This window comes from Neisseria sp. 20925_1_37 (assembly GCF_041433255.1).
In the GTDB taxonomy this organism is placed as follows: Bacteria; Pseudomonadota; Gammaproteobacteria; order Burkholderiales; family Neisseriaceae; genus Neisseria; species Neisseria flavescens_D.
This window is the reverse complement of record NZ_JAPWBC010000013.1, coordinates 35,395-54,393: the sequence shown is the minus strand read 5'-3', so window position 1 is coordinate 54,393 and position 18,999 is coordinate 35,395. Positions and strand designations below refer to the sequence as shown.

Below are 18,999 nucleotides of genomic sequence, written 5' to 3'. Positions count from 1 at the left end.
ACCGCAACAAGCTGCCCCGGAACATGAATCGTGGTCGGGTCGGTAAAAGATTTGAAGCCGGAGAGTTTGATGTGGGTAAGGCGCATGGCAATGTTTCGAATCGGAAAAGAAGGCGTATTTTAACGGAAATACGCTTATCCGTTGAGAGAAAATCTGACAACTCAAATCAAATAAAAAGGCCGTCTGAAGTTTCAGACGGCCTTTTTATTTTTAATTTGAATTACACCGATACGGCTGCTTTGATGTGCGGATGCGGATCATAGCCTTCCAATTCAAAGTCTTCAAATTTAAATTCAAACAAGTCTTTGACTTCCGGGTTGATTTTCATGGTCGGCAGGCTTCGGAAATCGCGGCTTAATTGCAGTTGGGCCTGCTCGATATGGTTGCTATACAAATGCGCATCGCCAAACGTATGGATAAACTCACCGGCTTCCAGGCCGCATACTTGTGCCATCATCATGGTCAACAATGCGTAGCTGGCGATGTTGAACGGTACGCCAAGGAAAATATCGGCGCTGCGTTGGTAAAGTTGGCAGGACAGTTTGCCGTTGGCAACGTAAAACTGAAACAGCGCGTGGCAAGGTGGTAAGGCCATTTCGTCGACCAAAGCCGGATTCCATGCCGATACAATCAGACGGCGCGAGTCGGGATTTTTCTTGATTTGTTCCACCACATTGGCAATTTGGTCGATATGGCGGCCGTCGGGTGCAGGCCAACTGCGCCATTGGTAGCCGTAAACCGGGCCTAAATCGCCGTTTTCGTCCGCCCATTCGTCCCAAATGGAAACGTTGTTGTCTTTCAGGTATTTGATGTTGGTATCGCCTTTGAGAAACCAAAGCAGCTCATGAATAATCGAACGCAGATGCAGTTTTTTGGTGGTCAACAGCGGAAAGCCTTCACTCAAATCAAAACGCATTTGGTAGCCGAACACAGAACGCGTGCCGGTGCCGGTACGGTCGGATTTGTCGATGCCATTGTCGAGAACATGGCGCATAAGGTCGTGATAGGCTTTCATGGGTTTCCTTAATGTATGTGTTGTGGGAATTTCGTGTGTATTGTACCGAATTTTCAGACGGCCTGCCTCTCTGTCTTCAATAGGCCAGCCTTCCCCATATTCGCGTAGTACACTCATTAACAATGTTGACAATTCAGCGCTAATTTACACAAATTTATGAGCTGAATTAAATTTTTATAAAAAATTTTCAACATTTTCTAGTTTAATTACTCGGCATTTTATTTTTATTTAAATATATTTAATGAAATATTTTTATATATTTTTAATTAAATTTAAAATATAATTCCATTTTTACAAATTAGTAAAAAAATAATGTCAACAATCTAGGTAAAATTTTTCTTGGCAAGTAAAATTTTTACAGCTATATTTCAAAACATAAACATTGAAATATCTCACTCAATAGGAGTAGAAAAATGACTGACCTGAACACCCTGTTTACCAATCTCAAACAACGCAACCCCAACCAAGAACCCTTCCATCAAGCCGTTGAAGAAGTGTTCATGAGTTTGGATCCATTTTTGGCGAAAAACCCAAAATACACCCAACAAAGCCTGCTTGAGCGTATTGTTGAGCCGGAGCGCGTGATTATGTTCCGAGTCACTTGGATGGACGACAAAGGCCAAGTCCAAGTCAACCGCGGCTACCGCATTCAAATGAGTTCCGCCATCGGCCCTTATAAAGGCGGTTTGCGTTTCCACCCTACCGTCGATTTGGGCGTGTTGAAATTCCTCGCTTTTGAACAAGTCTTCAAAAACGCGCTGACCACCCTGCCTATGGGCGGGGGCAAAGGCGGTTCTGACTTCGACCCTAAAGGCAAATCCGATGCCGAAGTAATGCGCTTCTGTCAAGCCTTTATGACCGAACTCTACCGCCACATCGGCGCCGACACCGACGTCCCTGCCGGCGACATCGGCGTAGGCGGTCGCGAAATCGGCTACCTGTTCGGCCAATACAAAAAAATCCGCAACGAATTTGCTTCCGTCCTGACCGGCAAAGGTCTCGAATGGGGCGGCAGCCTGATTCGCCCTGAAGCCACCGGCTACGGCTGCGTGTATTTTGCCCAAGCCATGTTGGAAACCCGCAACGACAGCATCGAAGGCAAACGCGTATTGATTTCCGGCTCCGGCAACGTGGCGCAATACGCTGCCGAAAAAGCCATCCAACTGGGTGCAAAAGTACTGACCGTTTCCGACTCCAATGGCTTTGTCCTCTTCCCTGACAGCGGCATGACCGAAGCACAACTGGCCGCTTTGATCGAGCTGAAAGAAGTACGCCGCGAACGCGTCGCCACTTACGCCAAAGAACAAGGCCTGCAATACTTTGAAAACCAAAAACCGTGGAACATTGCGGCCGAAGTCGCCCTGCCTTGCGCCACCCAAAACGAATTGGATGCAGATGCCGCCAAAATCCTGTTGGCAAACGGTTGCTATGTGGTTGCAGAAGGTGCGAACATGCCGTCAACTTTGGGCGCAGTCGAACAATTTATCAAAGCCGGCATCCTCTACGCTCCGGGCAAAGCGTCTAACGCCGGCGGCGTAGCGACTTCAGGTTTGGAAATGAGCCAAAACGCCATCCGCCTGTCTTGGACACGTGAAGAAGTGGATAGCCGCCTGTTCGACATCATGCACAACATCCACGAATCCTGCCTGAAATACGGCAAAGTCGGCGACAAAGTGAACTACGTCAATGGTGCGAACATTGCCGGTTTCGTCAAAGTTGCCGATGCCATGTTGGCGCAAGGTTTCTAAACCTCTATCCAGCCAAATCAAAGGCCGTCTGTTTTCAGACGGCCTTTTTCTTTTCATGCAAATTTTATACGCCCAAATAACCTTCCCTGCTGGAAAGCCATCTTGCCAAATGTGCTTCAACGATTTCAGGGTTTTGTTCAATCAGCAAAGGGGCGATTTCGCGCGCTTGTTCCAAGAGGTGTAAGTCTTCTTCAAGGTTGGCGAAACGCAGCATGGGGACGCCGCTTTGCCGCGCGCCGAGAAATTCGCCGGGGCCGCGGATGTTGAGGTCTTGGCGGGCGATTTCGAAGCCGTCGGTGTGTTCGTAGATGACTTTCAACCGCGCTTTGGCGAGTTCGCTCAAGGGCTCCGCAAACAGGAGGACGCACACGCTTTCTGCCGCACCGCGCCCTACCCGTCCGCGTAATTGGTGCAGCTGCGCCAAGCCCATGCGCTCGGCGTGTTCGATGACCATCAGGGCGGCGTTGGGTACATCTACGCCGACTTCGATGACGGTGGTGGCAACCAAGACGTTCAGACGGCCTGCGGCAAATTCCGCCATGACTTCGGCTTTTTCGGCGGCTTTCATGCGCCCGTGTACCAAGCCGATGTTGAGTTCGGCCAAGGCCGTCTGAAGCTGCTCTAGGGTTTCGGTGGCGGTTTGCAGTTGTAGGGTTTCACTCTCTTCAATCAGCGGGCAGACCCAGTATGCCTGCTGACCTTTGCGGCAGATGTTGAGGACGAAGCCCTCGACTTCAGCGCGGCGGACGTTGTTGACGAGGCGGGTTTTAATCGGGGTGCGCCCAGGCGGTAATTCGTCGATGACGGACACGTCCAAGTCGGCAAAAAAACTCATGGCGAGCGTGCGCGGGATGGGCGTGGCGGACATCATCAGCTGGTGGACGTCGCGCCCTTTGTTTTTGAGGGCGAGGCGTTGGGCGACGCCGAAGCGGTGTTGTTCGTCCACAATCACCAAGCCGAGATTTTGAAACTCGACGTCGTCTGAAAACAGGGCGTGCGTACCGACGGCGATTTTGACAGAGCCGTCGGCAAGTTTGGCTTTGGCTTCGTCTTTGGCTTTTTTGCGCTGGCTACCGGAAAGCCAAACAACTTCAAGGCCTAAAGGCTCAAGCCATTGTTTGAACTTGATGAAGTGCTGTTCGGCAAGGATTTCGGTCGGCGCCATTACAGCCACCTGCGCACCGGATTCGATAGCAGTCAAAGCAGACAAAGCAGCAACAATGGTTTTGCCGCTACCGACATCGCCTTGCAACAGGCGGTGCATGGGGTGGGTTTGGGCCATATCGCGGCGGATTTCGGAAACAACTTTTTCTTGTGCATCGGTCAGGGCAAACGGCAAGGCGTGGCGCAGGGCTTGGGTCAGCGTACCGTCGCCGCCCAATGCCGCCGCCGTGCCGCTGACGCGCTTCTGCCGCGCCAGCCGCATGGAAAGTTGTTGCGCCAAAAGTTCGTCAAATTTGAGCCGTTGCCATGCAGGCAGCGTGCCGTCTGAAAGTTGGTGGATAGTGAAACTCGGCGGCGGCGAATGCAAAAGACGCAGACTTTCGGCAAGGTGCGGCAGTTTCAGACGATCCAATAAGGCATCGGGCAAAGTGTCATGCAGCGGCGTAACGTCCAAGGCCGTCTGAATGATGCGACGCAAAGTGGGTTGATTTAAACCGTTTACGGTCGGATAAATCGGCGTGAGGCTTTCTGCCAAACCGCTGCTCTCGGCATCGCGGATTTTGGGATGAATCATCTCGTCGCCGTAAAACCCGTGTTTGATTTCGCCCACGGAGCGGATGCGTTTGCCGGCCGCCATCTGTTTCTGATGGCTGGCGTAAAAGTGGATGAAACGCAGAAAAAGGACGCTGCCGGAACCGTCGGCGATTTGGACAATCAACTGTTTGCGCGGCTTAAAAGTTACTTCCTGATGAATGACCTCGCCCTCAACCTGACACGGCACGCCGATCGGTGCATCCTTAATCGGCATGATGTGCGTCTCATCCTCGTAACGCAACGGCAGATGCAACACTAAATCCCATGCAGTATGGAGGTTGAGTTTTTCGAGTTTCTTGGCTGAAACATCGGTAATTTTGAGCTGTTTTTGGGTTTCGGGCGTCATCTTAAAAGGCAGCTGATTTAAACTTTGCTGTATTTTATCCGAAAACAAAAAGGCCGTCTGAACGCAATGTTTCAGACGGCCTTAATTTAGGTATAACGCGATTAAGCGTTAGCTTCCTGTTGTTGTTGGTAGATGGCTTCGAAGTTGATCGGAGCGAGCAATACAGGTGGGAAGCCAGCGCGGGTTACGCTGTTGGAAATGGCTTCGCGTGCGTAAGGGAACAGGATGTTCGGACAAGCAACGCCCAACAGCAGTTGTACGTCTTCTTCAGGAATGTTTTCCAAACGGAAGATGCCGCTTTGGGTAACTTCGTTCAAGAACATGGTGCGCTCTTCGTTCAGTTTGGCAGTCACGGTAACAGTAACGTCAACGCTGTAGAAGCCGTCTTCCAGTTTGGTGTTACCGGTAGAAACGCGCATATCCACTTCAGGCTCGCCTTGTTCCAAGAAGATTTGTGGTGCGTGAGGCACTTCCAAAGACAAGTCTTTTACATACAGACGCTCAACGCTGAATACGGGTTGCAATTCTTCGCTCATTTTATTTTCCTAAGTTAAGGGTTAAGGATTCAGTAATTCGTCCAACTTGCCTTCCTGCTGCAAGCGGTACAAATCGGTAAAGCCACCGACATGAGTGTCGCCGATAAAAATCTGCGGCACGCTGCGCTGGCCGGAAAGCTGCTGCATTTCGACAAAAACTTCCGGATTGCCGTCGATGCGGATTTCGTTGATTTCTTTCACGCCCACCGCCTGCAACAGCCTTTTCGCCATGGTGCAGTACGGACAATACGGACCAGTATAAACAGTAACGGTTTGCATGATTTCTTCCAAAATACCAATGTTCATGACTATATGGGCATAGGTGCTATTTTACAAGTATTCCCGCCGTACGGTTGTAAAAAACATTCAGACGGCCTCTTGGCCATAAACATTTGTGCAGATGCGGAAAAACCATAATTAAAGTATGATAAGCGCTTTCGCAGAATGACTTTTGCCATTTGTTTTTTTGAAGAAGAACACATCGCAAAAGTTTTTCTATTCAAAATCAGGTATCTCCATGCTTTCAGGAATCCCCATCCCCAAGGACGCCGTGCGTCCGCCCGAAACTGTCCTCGTCAACATCACGCCGCAAGAAACGCGTGTGGCTGTTTTGGAAGAGAACAATATCTGCGAGCTGCACATCGAACGCAACAGCGGCCACAGCTTGGTCGGCAATATTTATTTAGGCGTCGTCAAACGCGTCCTTCCCGGCATGCAAAGCGCGTTCATCGATATCGGCTTGGAACGCGCCGCGTTTTTGCATATCGTCGACGTCCTCGAACAACGCCGCAATCCGGACGAAACCCAACGCATCGAACACATGCTCTTTGAAGGCCAGTCCGTCTTGGTTCAGGTCATTAAAGACCCCATCAACACCAAAGGTGCGCGCCTGTCCACCCAAATCTCACTGGCTGGCCGTTTCCTCGTCCATCTTCCGCAAGAAGACCACATCGGCATTTCCCAACGCATTGAAGACGATGCTGAACGCAGCAGTTTGAGGGAGCGCCTCAACAACCTGCTGCCCGAAAATGCCTGCCACGGCTACATCATCCGCACCAATGCTGAAAACGCCTCCGATGACCAACTGCAATCAGACATTAACTATCTGACCAAAGTGTGGGAACACATTCAAAAACAGGCAAAAATCCAGCCGCCCGAAACCCTGCTCTATCAAGATTTGCCTTTGAGCCTGCGCGTTTTGCGCGATATGTTCAGCCTCGATACGCACAAAATCCTGGTCGATTCCACCGAAAACCACCGCCGCATGACCCAGTTTGCCGAACAATACGTTCAAGGCGCATTGTGCAGAATCGAGTTGTTCAAAGGCGAACGCCCCCTATTTGAAACCCACAACATCGAGCAGGAAATCGCCCGCGCCCTGCAACCGCGCGTCAACCTCAACTTCGGCAGCTACCTCATCATCGAGTCCACCGAAGCCATGACCACCATCGATGTCAACACCGGTGGCTTTGTCGGCGCGCGCAACTTTGATGAAACCATCTTCCGCACCAACCTCGAAGCCTGCCACACCATCGCCCGCGAACTTCGCCTGCGCAATCTCGGCGGCATCATCATCATCGACTTCATCGATATGGCGCAGGAAGTCCACCGCGAAGCCGTCCTGCAAGAGCTTGCCAAAGCCCTCAGTTTCGACCGCACCCGCGTCACCCTAAACGGCTTTACCAGTCTGGGCCTTGTCGAACTGACTCGCAAACGCTCGCGTGAAAACTTAAGCCAAATCCTCTGCGAACCCTGCCCTTCCTGCCAAGGCCGGGGCCGTCTAAAAACACCGCAAACCGTGTGCTATGAAATCCAACGCGAAATCGTCCGCGAAGCGCGCCGCTACGATGTCCAAGCCTTCCGCATTTTGGCTGCTCCAAATGTCATCGACTTGTTCCTAGACGAAGAATCGCAATCGCTGGCGATGTTGATAGACTTTATCGGCAAACCGATTTCGCTGGCAGTCGAAACCGCCTACACGCAGGAGCAATACGATATTGTGTTGCTGTAAAAATAAAAGGCCGTCTGAAAACTTTTCAGACGGCCTTCTTGTTTGAGCAAATAAAGATTACGGTTTCACTACTTTACCGTTGATTTTGACGGAAGTCAGTTTCAAGTTGTAGGTTTTGCCGTCATCGGTATAGCTGATTTGCGCAGGGATATTGTTGATATCGGAAGCAAAAGAGTAAGTAACGGTATCATCGCCACGGCGGACGCGATATTTGCTCACAGGCGTTGTGCCGCCGTTCAGTTTATAGCTTTCACTACCGATTTTGTTCATGCTGCCAAGAGTGTACAGTTTTTTACCGTTGGTAATCTTTAAACCTGACGGCAGACGCACGTCATTGGCGGCCAATTGCCATGCCAAAGTGAACAAGTCCATGGCCGGACCGGATTTTTTGGTTTTCAAATTACCTGCTTTGCCGTAAGTAATGTTACCGCCGGAAAATCTGGCCTCGGCATACAATTCACCGCCGCGTACATCTTTGTAGTAAGACGGACGCAAGGTCGTGCCGTTGATGCTGCCGCCGGATTCAAAGCGGATATTGTAAAGCGGTACTTTGATGGTAGAAACGATTTTGTATTGGCTGCCGCTGCGGGTGAAAGTCATAGTCGCAGGAATATCGTAGCTGCCTGAGTATTGCAAAACGGCAGATTGCGGCAATTCAGCGGCTTGTGCGCCGATAGAGGCAGTGAGCAAGGAAAGTGTCAATAAGGTCGTTTTAATCGGATTCATGATGTTTTCCTTGTGCGTATAGTGTTAATTAAGCCAACAGGCTTTGACTGGCGGCATTGCGTTGTGCATTCAAAACGCGATTGCCTTCGATTTTCAGACGGCCTGCAACAAAGTCAGCAACGGCCTGCGGGAAAAGCTGGTGTTCAACCGTCAGCACGCGTGCGGCAACGTCGTCAGCGGTATCGCCGTCCAAAATAGGAACAATACCTTGAGAAATAATCGGGCCGCAATCCAGCTCTGGGGTCACGAAATGGATGGTGCAACCTGCCACTCGGCAACCTGCTTCCAATGCGCGTTCGTGGGTGTGCAGACCGGTGAAAGAAGGCAGGATGGACGGATGGATATTGATCAGGCGGTTTTCATAATGTGCACAGAACTCCGGAGTCAAAATGCGCATGAAGCCCGCCAATACAACCAAATCCGGCTGATAGGCATCGATTTTCTCCATCATGGCCTGATCAAATGCCAGACGCGAGTCGAAGTTTTTATGGTTCAAACTGTCGGTGGCAATACCGCGCTCTGCCGCCCATGCTAATCCGGCTGCGGTCTCGCTGTTGCTCAATACGGCTGCAATGTTGGCATCGGGAATATCGGCATTCACAATCGCCTGCATATTGCTGCCGCGTCCGGAAATAAGGATGACGATATTTTTCATCATAATTCCTTGTTTGTTTGGAACAAAGGCCGTCTGAAACGGAATTTTTTCAGACGGCCTTTTATCCGTTGTTTAAGGGCGTAAGCCTTGATTCGGATTATTGAACTTTTTGTACGTCAACTTGTACAGGTTGTTGTGCAGCGGCATCAGGCGCGCCGACTTTAACCAGTTTCACGTCGAATACCAAAGTAGCGTTCGGGCCAATTTTATCGCCGGCGCCCACTTCGCGGTAAGCCAATTTAGCAGGGATATAGAATGTTGCTTCGCCGCCTTCTTTCAAGAGTTGGATACCTTCAGTCCAACCTGGAATCACTTGGCTTACAGGGAAGCTTACTGGGCCGCCGTTGGCTTTACTGCTGTCAAATACGGTACCATCAATCAGACGGCCTTCGTATTCAACGGTAACGACGTCGTCTTTAGTCGGTTTTTTGCCTTCGCCTTCTTTGGTGATTTTGTATTGCAGACCGGAAGCGCTGGTTTTCACGCCTTCTTTAGTCGCGTTTTCTTTCAAGAACGCCTCGCCTTTTTCCAAGTTTACTTTGGCATCTTCAGCACGTTTGGCAGCCGCTTTTTCTTGTTGCTCTTGCAGGAATTTCATCATCACTTCCTGAGCTTGGGCTTCAGTCATTTTGACTTCTTTGCCTTCAAACATGGCTTCCATGGCTTCGATGAAGACTTTCAAATCGATTTCCGTACCTTGGTCTTTCATTTGTTTCAATGAACGGCCGATGTCCACACCCATTGCGTAGCTGGCTTGTTGGGCAGTAGAACCGATGGCAGAAGCATCTGCAGTCGCATTTGAAGCTGCGGAAGCAGCAGGAGCGTCTTTAGCGGCAGTATCTTTTTGGTTGCAAGCAGTCAGTGCCAACAAAGCAGACAAAGCCAATGCGCTGAATTTGAAAGTTTTGTTCATGATTATGTCTTTTCCGGAAAGGTCAAAAAAGGGGATTATAGCTGAGTTTGATTGAAATGGAATCAAGGTGGATTAAAATTTGTAAAGGCTCTTATCAAAAACATCAAGGCCGTCTGAAAACAGATTTCAGACGGCCTACTCTTAGCTATCGCTCAAACAATTAATACCAGCCGCGCAGTTTCATTGCTTTTTCAACACGACGGATACTCATCATGTAAGAAGCGGTACGCAGGTCGACATCGTATTCTTGAGCCAAGTTCCAAATATCGCGGAACGCACGGCGCAGGACAACGGTTTCTTTCTCTTGAACTTCGTCAAACTCCCAGTAGTAGCCTTGCAGGTTTTGTACCCATTCAAAATAGGATACAACCACGCCGCCGCAGTTTGCCAAAATATCAGGAACAACCAATACGCCGTTTTGACGCAGGATAACGTCGGCTTCTGGAGTAGTCGGGCCGTTTGCGCCTTCAACCACGATTTTCGCGCGGACTTTACCAGCGTTTTCAGAAGTCAGTTGGTTTTCCAGCGCGCAAGGGGCGAGTACGTCCACTTCCAAAGCCAAAAGTTCGGCATTGCTGATTTCTTTGCCGTAGCCGGCTTCATTGGTGATGAAACCTTTGGTTTGGAATTCTTTGATGATTGCTTCCATATCCAAGCCGTTTTCGTTGTAGATGGCAACGTCAACAGTAGATACGGCAACGATTTTCGCACCGGCTTTGTGTGCATAGTAACCGGTGTGGTAGCCCACGTTACCGAAACCTTGAATGGCGTAAGTGGCACCCTTCACGTCTTTGCCCAGTTTTTCCAAAGCTTGGACGGCGGCGAAGTTTACGCCGTAACCGGTGGCTTCAGTACGCGCCAAGGAGCCGCCAAACTCAACCGGTTTGCCGGTGAACACGCCCGGTGCAGAATGTTTCACCACATTTTCATAGGCATCAACCATCCAAGACATGATTTTGCCGTTGGTGTTCACATCAGGAGCAGGAATATCGATTTTCTCGCCGATCAGCGGAGAAATAGCTTCGGAATAAGCACGGGCGATGCGTTCCAACTCCGCTTCGGAATAATTGCGCGGATCCAAAGTGATGCCGCCTTTACCGCCGCCGTAAGGAATACCGGCTACGCAGCATTTGATGGTCATCCAGATTGACAGGGCTTTGACTTCGTCCAGATTCACATTGGGATGGAAGCGCACGCCGCCTTTGTAAGGGCCGACGGCATTATTGTGTTGGGAACGGTAGCCGGTGAAGTTTTCTACTGTACCGTTGTCGAGTTTGACAGGGAAGTTGACTTCCAAAACACGTTGCGGCTTTTTCAAGATTTCAAATACTGCCGGGTCGGCATTCAGGCGATCGCAGGCAATTTTTACTTGTTTTTGTGCAATTTCAAACGGATTCAGTGTTTCTTTAACAGCAGATGCGGACATGTATTTTTCCTTTTCATACACATGATTAGACGAGAGCCATACTTGTTACTATATACAAAAACAGGAAAAAATGTAATAGCATGTAGTCGATAAAAAGCAAATCCATTCATTTATATATGAATTTAGTTTGAGGCCGTCTGAAAATATCGGCACACTAGCCGGAAATTTTTCAGACGGCCTAGTATAAATGCTCATCAAACCATTCAAAAAAGTACACAAACCCTTTGTTTTTTAATGCCTACCAAACCGCCCTTTTTGCTGACAAAATCCCTTCCACATTACCAACAGACGGACAGACTTACACCAGCAAAAATTGTTAACAATTTAAACAAATATCCCTTTAAAGAATCAGCAAAACATCGGCAAATCAGGCAAACAATGTTAAAATAACCGCTTAAATAATATGACAGAAAGCTACTCAATGACCACTGCTGCTTTAGAACACGTTCAAGCCGTTGCCTTTGATTTGGACGGTACCTTATGTGATTCCGTTCCCGATTTGGCCGCAGCAGCCCAAGCCATGTGTGCGCACTTGGGTTTACCTGTTTTACCCACCCAAACGGTTGAAAGTTATGTCGGCGACGGCATCAGCAAGTTGGTTCATCGCGTCATTACCAATGATCGTGAAAAAGAAGCCGATCCTGAAATCTGGGAAAAAGGTTTTGTGTTCTTTATGAAATATTATCGCGAGCACCTGAGCGACTTTACCCGCCCCTACCCTGAAACCGAAGCTGGTCTCGGCCTGCTCAAGTCCTTGGGTATTCCATTGGTTGTCATTACCAATAAAAATGAAATTCTGGCTGCTGAGTTGCTGAAACAGCTCAATCTCGACGGCTATTTCAGCTTGGTTCTCGGCGGAGACAGCCTGACTGAGAAAAAACCCAGCCCATTGCCGCTTCAACATGCGGCCGAAGTTTTGGGCATCGACGTTGCCAATATGCTGATGGTGGGCGACTCCAAAAATGATATTATTGCCGCCAAAGCGGCCGGTTGCTTCAGCGTCGGCGTAACATTCGGCTACGGCGACATGACCTTGCTCTCCCAAGACAAAGCGACTAAACCTGATTTGTTGATTCGCGCGCTGCCTGAAATCTACGAAAATCTGCAACCGCAAAAAAACAAAGACGAAGAATAATTCGGCTTTATTTTTAGACGGCCTTTTCGGTGCTTTCACCTAATCAGGCCGTCTGAAATGTAATTCAATGTAGTTAAAATCCCGCCCCTTCCATATCCCATGAAACCTCCCAAAACCTTACGTTCCCGCGCCTTGGATATTCTTTCTCGTCAGGAAGTCAGCCGTGTCGGCTTGAAACGCAAACTGGCTCCGCACGCTGAAAGCGAAGAAGAATTGGAAAAGGTTTTGGACGAATTTGCCGAACGGAATTGGCAATCCGACCAACGTTACGCAGAAGCCTATATTCACAGTAAAAGCAACCGTTACGGCACGCTCCACCTCAAGCAAGCCTTGGCGCAACAAGGTATCGATGCAGACGACTGTCGGGAGTTCCTACCCGATAGGGAGGACGAGCTGCAAACCGCCATTTCCGTCTTACGTAAAAAATTCAAGCAAGAAGCTCAAGATTTAAAAGAAAAACAAAAACAAGCGCGTTTCCTTGCCTATCGTGGCTTTGGTGCTGACACCATTCAGACGGCCTTAAAAACCGCGTGGAATGAAGACGAAGACTTCTATCAATAATCATTCCCACTTGAATCTTTGCTTCTATCGGCGTACCCTTACGCTTTTATTCGATAATTATCAGAGCTTCATCATGTCCGACAAACCACACGATACACCTAATCCCCTACTCGAAGACGAACGCAAAAATCCTGTTTACCGCTTGGGTCAGGCAGTAGCCGGATTCATGTTGCTGGTTTGGGCAGGCGTTTTAGCCTTGGTTTTCTTCTTGGTTTTCCGTTTTTGGTTGAATTAAACCCAATCCAATTACAAAAAAGCCATAAACCCTCTTAAAAAGAAGCCAACAGCTTTTATTTGCAAACATCAAAAAGGCCGTCTGAAAACACTTTCAGACGGCCTTTGCTTATAACGAGATTATCCTCGAATCACTTTGCGGATATTCGGATTGGCATGCATTGCATGAATAATCTGATTAACCTGATCCAAGTCTTTGACTTTAATTGTGAATTTAAATTCCACAAAACCTTCCGTTCCTGCTTGCGCTTTGGTTGGCGTATCGACAGATTCGATATCCGCACCGGAATTGGAAATCGCTTGCGCCATTGAGGCGAGCAAACCATGCGCATCTTCGGATTTGACATTGAGGATGGTGCGGTACGTTTGATTGCGCATACTGTCCCAACCGGCATCGAGTTGCTCTTCCGGATCGGCTTTGACCAAAGTTTGACAGGTATCACGGTGGATAATCATACCCTTGTCTTTAACCAATAAGGCGCGGATCGCATCGCCTGGAATCGGATGGCAACATTCGGCAAAATGAATCCGGCCGGTTTCCTGATCGTTGACTTTGATCGGGCTGAGTTTGACTGTACTGCCAAAATGTTGGCCTGCCAACTCGGCAATGTGCATGGCAACGTGTACCGGCAAAGTATGCCCCATACCGACATTGTAGAGGACCTCTTCAAACGAGGTTTGTTTGGTATTCAAATCGGCAAGGTATTTTTCTTTGAGGTCGTCTGAAAGCAGGATGTCTTTAGGCAACAGGCTGGATAAAGCTTTTTGCAGCAGGTTCTCACCCAAAACAACGGCATCGTGACGATTCAGATTTTTGATGTATTGACGGATAGCGCTGCGCGCACGGCTGGAAACGGTAAAGTTCAGCCATGCCACATTAGGCTTGGCATGCTCGGAAGTAATGATTTCTACCGTATCACCGGTTTTCAGCTTGGTGCGCAACGGCATCATGACGTTATTGATACGCGCGGCAACGGTTTTATGACCGATATTGGTGTGTACGGCATAGGCAAAGTCAATCGGCGTCGCACCTTTCGGCAAGGTAAGGATATCGCCTTTCGGAGTAACGATATAGACTTCGTTGGGGAACAAATCGACTTTGACATGCTCCAGAAACTCGATGGCATTTGAGCTACTGGCTTGCAGGTCAAGAATATTTTTCATCCACCGGTTCATATGTAGGACGGCTTGGTCCGGAGTGTTTTCACCGGATTTGTAAATCCAATGGCCGGCAATACCGCCCTCTGCCACAGCGTCCATTTCACGCGTACGGATTTGCACTTCGATCGGCAAACCGTAAGGACCGACCAAGGTCGTGTGCAGGCTTTGATAACCGTTGCTTTTCGGAATGGCGATATAGTCTTTAAAACGGCCGGGCTTGGGTTGGTATAAATTATGCAATGCACCCAACGCGGCATAACAGGCAGGAATGCTGTTTACAATGACCCGAAAGCCGTAAATATCCATCACTTCGGCAAAATGCAGCTTTTTAGCTAGCATTTTTTGATGAATGCTGTACAAGTTTTTCTCGCGGCCTTTGATTTTGGCTTCAATATTGATACCGACCAAACGCTGACTGAATGCACGCAACACTTTGCCGACAACATCGCGGCGATTTTTGCGGCTGTTGTCCATGGCTTTTTTCAGGGTTTCGTAGCGTCTTGGGTGGAGGTTTTGGAACGATAAGTCTTGAAGCTCTTGATACGCATTGTTCAGGCCAATGCGGTTGGCGATTTGAGCATAGATTTCGAGGGTTTCTTTGGCGATGCGGCGGCGTTTTTCCGGACGCATAGAGCCAAGGGTACGCATATTGTGCAATCGGTCGGCAAGTTTGACGACGATGACGCGCACGTCTTTAGTCATGGCGAGGATAAGCTTGCGGAAACTTTCCGCCTGATGCTCGGCATGATCTTCAAATTTGAGTTTTTCCAGTTTGGAGAGGCCGTCTACCATTTCGGCAATGGTATCGCCGAATTCTGCCGCCATTTCGACTTTGGTTACGCCCGTATCTTCCAATACATCATGCATAACGCCTGCGCAGAGACCTTGAACATCCATGTGCCAAATCGCAAGCTGCGTGGCTACGGCAAGGGGATGGGTAATGTAGGGCTCGCCGCTTTTACGGGTTTGTCCGTCATGGGCGTGGAAAGCGTAGGCAACGGCTCTTTCAAGCTCGGCCTGCTCATTGGTATTGAGATAGGATGCGGTACGAAACAGAAGCTCGCGCGCTTCTGTTGTCAGCGGGTCATAAGGGGCGGTAGGCAGTGGGGCTGGCATTTTCAGACGGCCTTTTATGGCTATTTTTTTAAGCCGTCAGACTGTATCGGTTGTGATATCGCACCGATACAGTCCGCGCGACGGTTTTATCGGTTTGCCGGTTGGTTTATTTGTTGCGGGTCAGCAGCTCGGTTCCGATTTGTCCGGCTGCGATTTCGCGCAGGGCGGTTACGGTTGGTTTGTTGTTGCGGATGTCGTCAACCAAAGGCGTATTGCCGTTTTCCAGTTGGCGTGCGCGACGGGCGGCAACGAGGGTAAGGTCGAAGTGGTTAGGGATTTTACCTGTGCAGTCTTCAGTAGTAATACGGGCCATGTTTGCTTGCTTTCTTTCTATGTTTCAAATAAACGGTTATTTTCGCTGTTTTTTACGAATTTTCCAACAGGTTTGAGATAAATCCCTGCTGGGCGGATTTTTTCAGACGGCCTGCTTTAATAATGTGGAACAAATCGGCTTCGGCACGATCCAAATCGTCATTCACGACAACGTAATCGAACAAAACGGATTGTTCAATCTCATGACGGGCTTTTGAAAGGCGTGTTTGAATAACTTCTTCGCTATCTGTACCACGGCCGATCAAACGTTGCGCCAAAACTTCAAAGGAAGGTGGCAGGATGAAAATGCTGCTGGCTTCAGGCAACGATTTACGCACTTGCGCCGCACCTTGCACATCGATTTCCAAAATTACGTCATAGCCCCCTTCGCTCAACGAATTCACACCGGCAATACTGGTGCCGTAATAGTTGCCGAACACATTGGCGTGTTCCAAAAAGGCTCTTTGCTCAATCAGCGATTCAAATTCTTCTTTAGGAACAAAGTGGTAATGCACACCATGTACCTCACCCTCACGCGGCTGGCGCGTGGTATGAGAAATGGAAACACGGATGTCGTCATGATTTTTCAACAGGCGCGACACCAAGGTCGTTTTACCTGTGCCGGAAGCGGCAGAAATGATGTAAATATTGCCTTTTTTATGATTTTGCATGGTGGTTCAGCCGATGGTATGTATCTGTAAATTATAACACAACACAATGTTTCTCGGAATTTCAGACGGCATGTTGCAAAATTTGGCTATTGTATCGATTAATTTGGCAAGTCCGCATATGACCGCTACAATATCGTGTTAAAAACTTTTTGATTTCGGAATGTCGAGATGTTGATTCATCCTGAAGTAATGGGCGTAGAAGCTTTGGCGGACAAAATCCGTAAAATTGAAAACTGGCCGCAAAAAGGGATTTTGTTTCATGACATTACTCCCGTTTTGCAAAGCGCAGAATATTTCCGCCTGCTGGTCGATTTACTGGTTTACCGCTATATGGGGCAGAAAGTTGATGTCGTGGCAGGCTTGGATGCGCGCGGCTTCATCATTGGTGCAGCTTTGGCCTATCAACTGAACGTCGGCTTTGTCCCCATCCGCAAAAAAGGCAAACTGCCGTTTGATACGGTTTCTCAGAGTTACGCTTTGGAATATGGCGAAGCAACGGTAGAAATCCATACTGACGCCATCAAGCCGGGCGCACGCGTTTTGTTGGTAGATGATTTGGTAGCAACCGGCGGCACAATGCTCGCAGGTGTCGAGCTGATCCGCAAACTGGGCGGCGAAGTAATCGAAGCGGCTGCCATTTTGGAATTTACCGACTTGGACGGCGGCAAAAAAATTCGTGAAAGCGGCGCGCCATTATTTACCCTGTGCCAAAACAAAGGCTGTATGTAATAAAAAAACCGCAAGCCGATCAGCCTGCGGTTTTTTATAATCAAAATTATTCGAGAACGTATCCGTCCGTATCCCAAAAAGTTTTTTTCACCAACTGGTCGTCTTTATAAACCAGCTCAGATTTCTTCGCACCATCATCATACCAATCCAAAATGATGCCGCTGCGTTTACCGTTGCGAATACTCAATTCAGACACGATGCGGCCATTTTCATCCCAACTGATGATCTCCGTTGGTTTGTCATTGCTCATCATCATTTCAGTTTTCGGACTGCCGTCTGAATACCATTGTTTCCAATGGCCATTGGCTTTATCGTGCTTAAACTGAATTTCGCTTTCTTTCACACCATTTCGGTAATAGCGGGAACCCACGCCCTCACTCAGTCCATTTTGATAAGGCATTACTGCGGATTTTTTGCCGTTTGGATACCAGTTGACCCACTCGCCATGCGGTTTGCCGTTGCGATAGCTGCCGACCATCTTTTTCTGACCGTTGAAATGCCACAGGGTCAGCGTACCGTTATCCAAAGCCGGCACAAAAACCTTAATCTGACCGGCAGGTACTTCATAAGGATCAGAATATTTTTTCATCGATGGATAGTAAAAATCCTGCACCTGCGCCTTACCTGCCTCAATCTTGTATTGGCGGACATAAGCAACCGAAGGCATGGTCGCCGTCAGTTTACCGTTTTGATTGAAATAAACGGTATGTTGCTGGGCAAAGGCGGCAACGGGCATACTGAACAAGGCAGCAGCCAACAGGCCTGATTTCAAACAATTATTCATAATATTGGGTTTGGCAGTATATGTTCTACAAAAAGTCAGTAATAAAAATCTACCGGCATTTAAATCTATGACGAATATTATAAGCTATAGTTTCAAAGCCTGCTTGGATTTCATATTCGGCATTCTATAGACATTTGTATTTTCTTAAAACATTAAAAATTATATAGACCAAAGGCCGTTTGAAAATTTTTCAGACGGCCTTTGTTTTATTCATATCAAAATAAACTACTCTTCACCCAATAATTGCTCACGGGTCAACAAGAATACAAACCCATCGCCACCGCTGGTTTCCAACCAAGTAAACGGTAATTCGGGATAAGCCGCTTCCAATACTTCACGATTGTGACCGATTTCAACCAGCAATACACCTTTTGGATTCAAATATTTCGCCGCTTGCAGAATGATTTGACGTGTAGCATCCAAACCATCTTCTCCACTACCCAAAGCCAATTCCGGCTCATGTAGGTATTCATCAGGCAACGCTTCCACAGATTCTGCATCAACATAAGGCGGATTGGAAACAATTAAGTCGTAGGTTTCATCCAAACCTTCAAACAAATCGGTATGCACCAAGCTGATGCGGTCTTCCAAGCCATAATCTTCAATATTGATCGCGGCCACTTCCAGCGCATCCAAGCTCAAATCTACGGCATCGATTTGTGCATCGGGATAGTGGTGCGCCATTTGAATAGCCAAACAGCCGCTACCGGTACACAAATCCAAAGCTCGATGCACCAATTCATCATGTTCAATCCAAGGACGGATACCGTCGCCAAGCAATTCATAAATAAAAGAACGGGGCACGATGACGCGTTCATCGACATAAAAATCAAACTCACCCTGCCATGCCTGATGCGTCAGATACGCGGCAGGAATATGCTCCACTGCGCGGCGTTCGAGAATGGACAACACCTCTTCCTTCTCACTTTGCAACAATTTGGCATCCAAATAAGGTTCCAACGTATCCAAAGGCAGATTCAAAGTGTGCAAAATCAGATAGGCTGCCTCGTCATGGGCATTATCGCTTCCGTGTCCGAAAAACAGTCCGGCATCGTTAAAACGGCTGACGGCGAAACGCAGCAAATCGCGAACAGTGGTCAGCTCTTGAGCAGCTTGATTGAACATAATGTTTTGTCTTGTCAATTTAAGAATGTTGAAATTA

General features: G+C 48.4%; 20 protein-coding genes. 7 read left to right on the top strand and 13 right to left on the bottom strand.

The genetic code is table 11. From position 1 onward, the window contains the following. A partial coding sequence (locus O3661_RS09510; RefSeq protein WP_371493222.1) for a hypothetical protein occupies positions 1-263 on the top strand: 263 nt, incomplete at its 5' end. On the opposite strand, the gene O3661_RS09505 is transcribed toward O3661_RS09510, so the two are convergent. Further along, on the bottom strand, positions 221-1,015 hold the full coding sequence (locus O3661_RS09505; RefSeq protein ID WP_371493221.1) for a thymidylate synthase: 795 nt from the start codon (positions 1,013-1,015) through the stop codon (positions 221-223). The two genes, O3661_RS09510 and O3661_RS09505, sit on opposite strands and share 43 nt — an antisense overlap. A 413-nt stretch (positions 1,016-1,428) precedes the next feature. On the opposite strand from O3661_RS09505, the gene gdhA reads away from it, so the two are divergent. Next, positions 1,429-2,763: an NADP-specific glutamate dehydrogenase gene (gdhA, locus tag O3661_RS09500; RefSeq protein ID WP_049331398.1), complete on the top strand. Its 1,335-nt coding sequence runs from the start codon at positions 1,429-1,431 to the stop codon at positions 2,761-2,763. Positions 2,764-2,827: 64 nt separating this feature from the next. Here the strand turns inward: gdhA and recG are convergent, their stop codons facing one another. The 3 genes from recG to grxC form a co-directional block, all read right to left on the bottom strand. Then, on the bottom strand, positions 2,828-4,867 hold the full coding sequence (gene recG, locus O3661_RS09495) for an ATP-dependent DNA helicase RecG (protein ID WP_371493220.1): 2,040 nt from the start codon (positions 4,865-4,867) through the stop codon (positions 2,828-2,830). A 101-nt stretch (positions 4,868-4,968) separates the two neighbouring features. After that, positions 4,969-5,403, bottom strand: a complete 435-nt coding sequence (gene secB, locus O3661_RS09490; RefSeq protein WP_003745844.1) for a protein-export chaperone SecB — start codon at positions 5,401-5,403, stop codon at positions 4,969-4,971. 21 nt (positions 5,404-5,424) lie between these two features. Next, positions 5,425-5,682: a glutaredoxin 3 gene (grxC, locus tag O3661_RS09485; RefSeq protein ID WP_371493226.1), complete on the bottom strand. Its 258-nt coding sequence runs from the start codon at positions 5,680-5,682 to the stop codon at positions 5,425-5,427. Between the two features lie 238 nt (positions 5,683-5,920). Between grxC and O3661_RS09480 the strand changes: the two genes are divergently transcribed. Continuing rightward, positions 5,921-7,414: a ribonuclease E/G gene (locus tag O3661_RS09480; protein ID WP_371493219.1), complete on the top strand. Its 1,494-nt coding sequence runs from the start codon at positions 5,921-5,923 to the stop codon at positions 7,412-7,414. Positions 7,415-7,471: 57 nt separating this feature from the next. On the opposite strand, the gene O3661_RS09475 is transcribed toward O3661_RS09480, so the two are convergent. The 4 genes from O3661_RS09475 to O3661_RS09460 form a co-directional block, all read right to left on the bottom strand. Continuing rightward, positions 7,472-8,140: a DUF3108 domain-containing protein gene (locus O3661_RS09475; RefSeq protein WP_371493217.1), complete on the bottom strand. Its 669-nt coding sequence runs from the start codon at positions 8,138-8,140 to the stop codon at positions 7,472-7,474. Between the two features lie 28 nt (positions 8,141-8,168). Beyond that, positions 8,169-8,795: a phosphoribosylglycinamide formyltransferase gene (gene purN, locus O3661_RS09470; RefSeq protein WP_371493216.1), complete on the bottom strand. Its 627-nt coding sequence runs from the start codon at positions 8,793-8,795 to the stop codon at positions 8,169-8,171. A 97-nt stretch (positions 8,796-8,892) separates the two neighbouring features. After that, on the bottom strand, positions 8,893-9,708 hold the full coding sequence (locus tag O3661_RS09465; RefSeq protein WP_371493214.1) for an FKBP-type peptidyl-prolyl cis-trans isomerase: 816 nt from the start codon (positions 9,706-9,708) through the stop codon (positions 8,893-8,895). Positions 9,709-9,868: 160 nt separating this feature from the next. Next, positions 9,869-11,134, bottom strand: a complete 1,266-nt coding sequence (locus tag O3661_RS09460; RefSeq protein ID WP_049331560.1) for a Glu/Leu/Phe/Val dehydrogenase — start codon at positions 11,132-11,134, stop codon at positions 9,869-9,871. Between the two features lie 421 nt (positions 11,135-11,555). Between O3661_RS09460 and O3661_RS09455 the strand changes: the two genes are divergently transcribed. The 3 genes from O3661_RS09455 (at position 11,556) to O3661_RS09445 (ending at position 13,065) form a co-directional block, all read left to right on the top strand. Next, positions 11,556-12,269 carry a phosphoglycolate phosphatase gene (locus tag O3661_RS09455; RefSeq protein ID WP_063067945.1) on the top strand — a complete coding sequence of 238 codons (714 nt, stop codon included), beginning with the start codon at positions 11,556-11,558 and terminating at the stop codon, positions 12,267-12,269. 99 nt (positions 12,270-12,368) lie between these two features. Then, on the top strand, positions 12,369-12,830 hold the full coding sequence (gene recX, locus O3661_RS09450) for a recombination regulator RecX (RefSeq protein WP_371493212.1): 462 nt from the start codon (positions 12,369-12,371) through the stop codon (positions 12,828-12,830). A 73-nt stretch (positions 12,831-12,903) separates the two neighbouring features. Beyond that, positions 12,904-13,065 (top strand): hypothetical protein, encoded by a 162-nt coding sequence (locus O3661_RS09445; protein WP_049344044.1) that lies wholly within the window; start codon positions 12,904-12,906, stop codon positions 13,063-13,065. Positions 13,066-13,184: 119 nt separating this feature from the next. Here the strand turns inward: O3661_RS09445 and O3661_RS09440 are convergent, their stop codons facing one another. The 3 genes from O3661_RS09440 to gmk all read right to left on the bottom strand — a co-directional run bounded on the left by O3661_RS09440 (position 13,185) and on the right by gmk (position 16,324). Further along, positions 13,185-15,341, bottom strand: coding sequence for a bifunctional (p)ppGpp synthetase/guanosine-3',5'-bis(diphosphate) 3'-pyrophosphohydrolase (locus O3661_RS09440; protein WP_371493210.1), 2,157 nt, complete (start codon positions 15,339-15,341; stop codon positions 13,185-13,187). Positions 15,342-15,447: 106 nt separating this feature from the next. Then, positions 15,448-15,654 (bottom strand): DNA-directed RNA polymerase subunit omega, encoded by a 207-nt coding sequence (rpoZ, locus tag O3661_RS09435; RefSeq protein ID WP_003682294.1) that lies wholly within the window; start codon positions 15,652-15,654, stop codon positions 15,448-15,450. 52 nt (positions 15,655-15,706) lie between these two features. After that, a complete protein-coding gene (gene gmk, locus O3661_RS09430; RefSeq protein ID WP_371493209.1) occupies positions 15,707-16,324 on the bottom strand; it encodes a guanylate kinase in 618 nt (205 codons plus the stop codon). A gap of 168 nt (positions 16,325-16,492) precedes the next feature. Here gmk and O3661_RS09425 point away from each other — a divergent pair, with 168 nt between their 5' ends. Further along, positions 16,493-17,053 carry an adenine phosphoribosyltransferase gene (locus O3661_RS09425; protein ID WP_003682296.1) on the top strand — a complete coding sequence of 187 codons (561 nt, stop codon included), beginning with the start codon at positions 16,493-16,495 and terminating at the stop codon, positions 17,051-17,053. 46 nt (positions 17,054-17,099) lie between these two features. Here O3661_RS09425 and O3661_RS09420 read toward each other — a convergent pair whose 3' ends face one another. Together O3661_RS09420 and prmB are read right to left on the bottom strand one after the other, a co-directional pair. Next, a complete protein-coding gene (locus O3661_RS09420; RefSeq protein ID WP_107723556.1) occupies positions 17,100-17,837 on the bottom strand; it encodes a toxin-antitoxin system YwqK family antitoxin in 738 nt (245 codons plus the stop codon). A gap of 225 nt (positions 17,838-18,062) precedes the next feature. Further along, on the bottom strand, positions 18,063-18,962 hold the full coding sequence (prmB, locus tag O3661_RS09415; RefSeq protein ID WP_003745819.1) for a 50S ribosomal protein L3 N(5)-glutamine methyltransferase: 900 nt from the start codon (positions 18,960-18,962) through the stop codon (positions 18,063-18,065). Between the last annotated feature and the right edge of the window lie 37 nt (positions 18,963-18,999).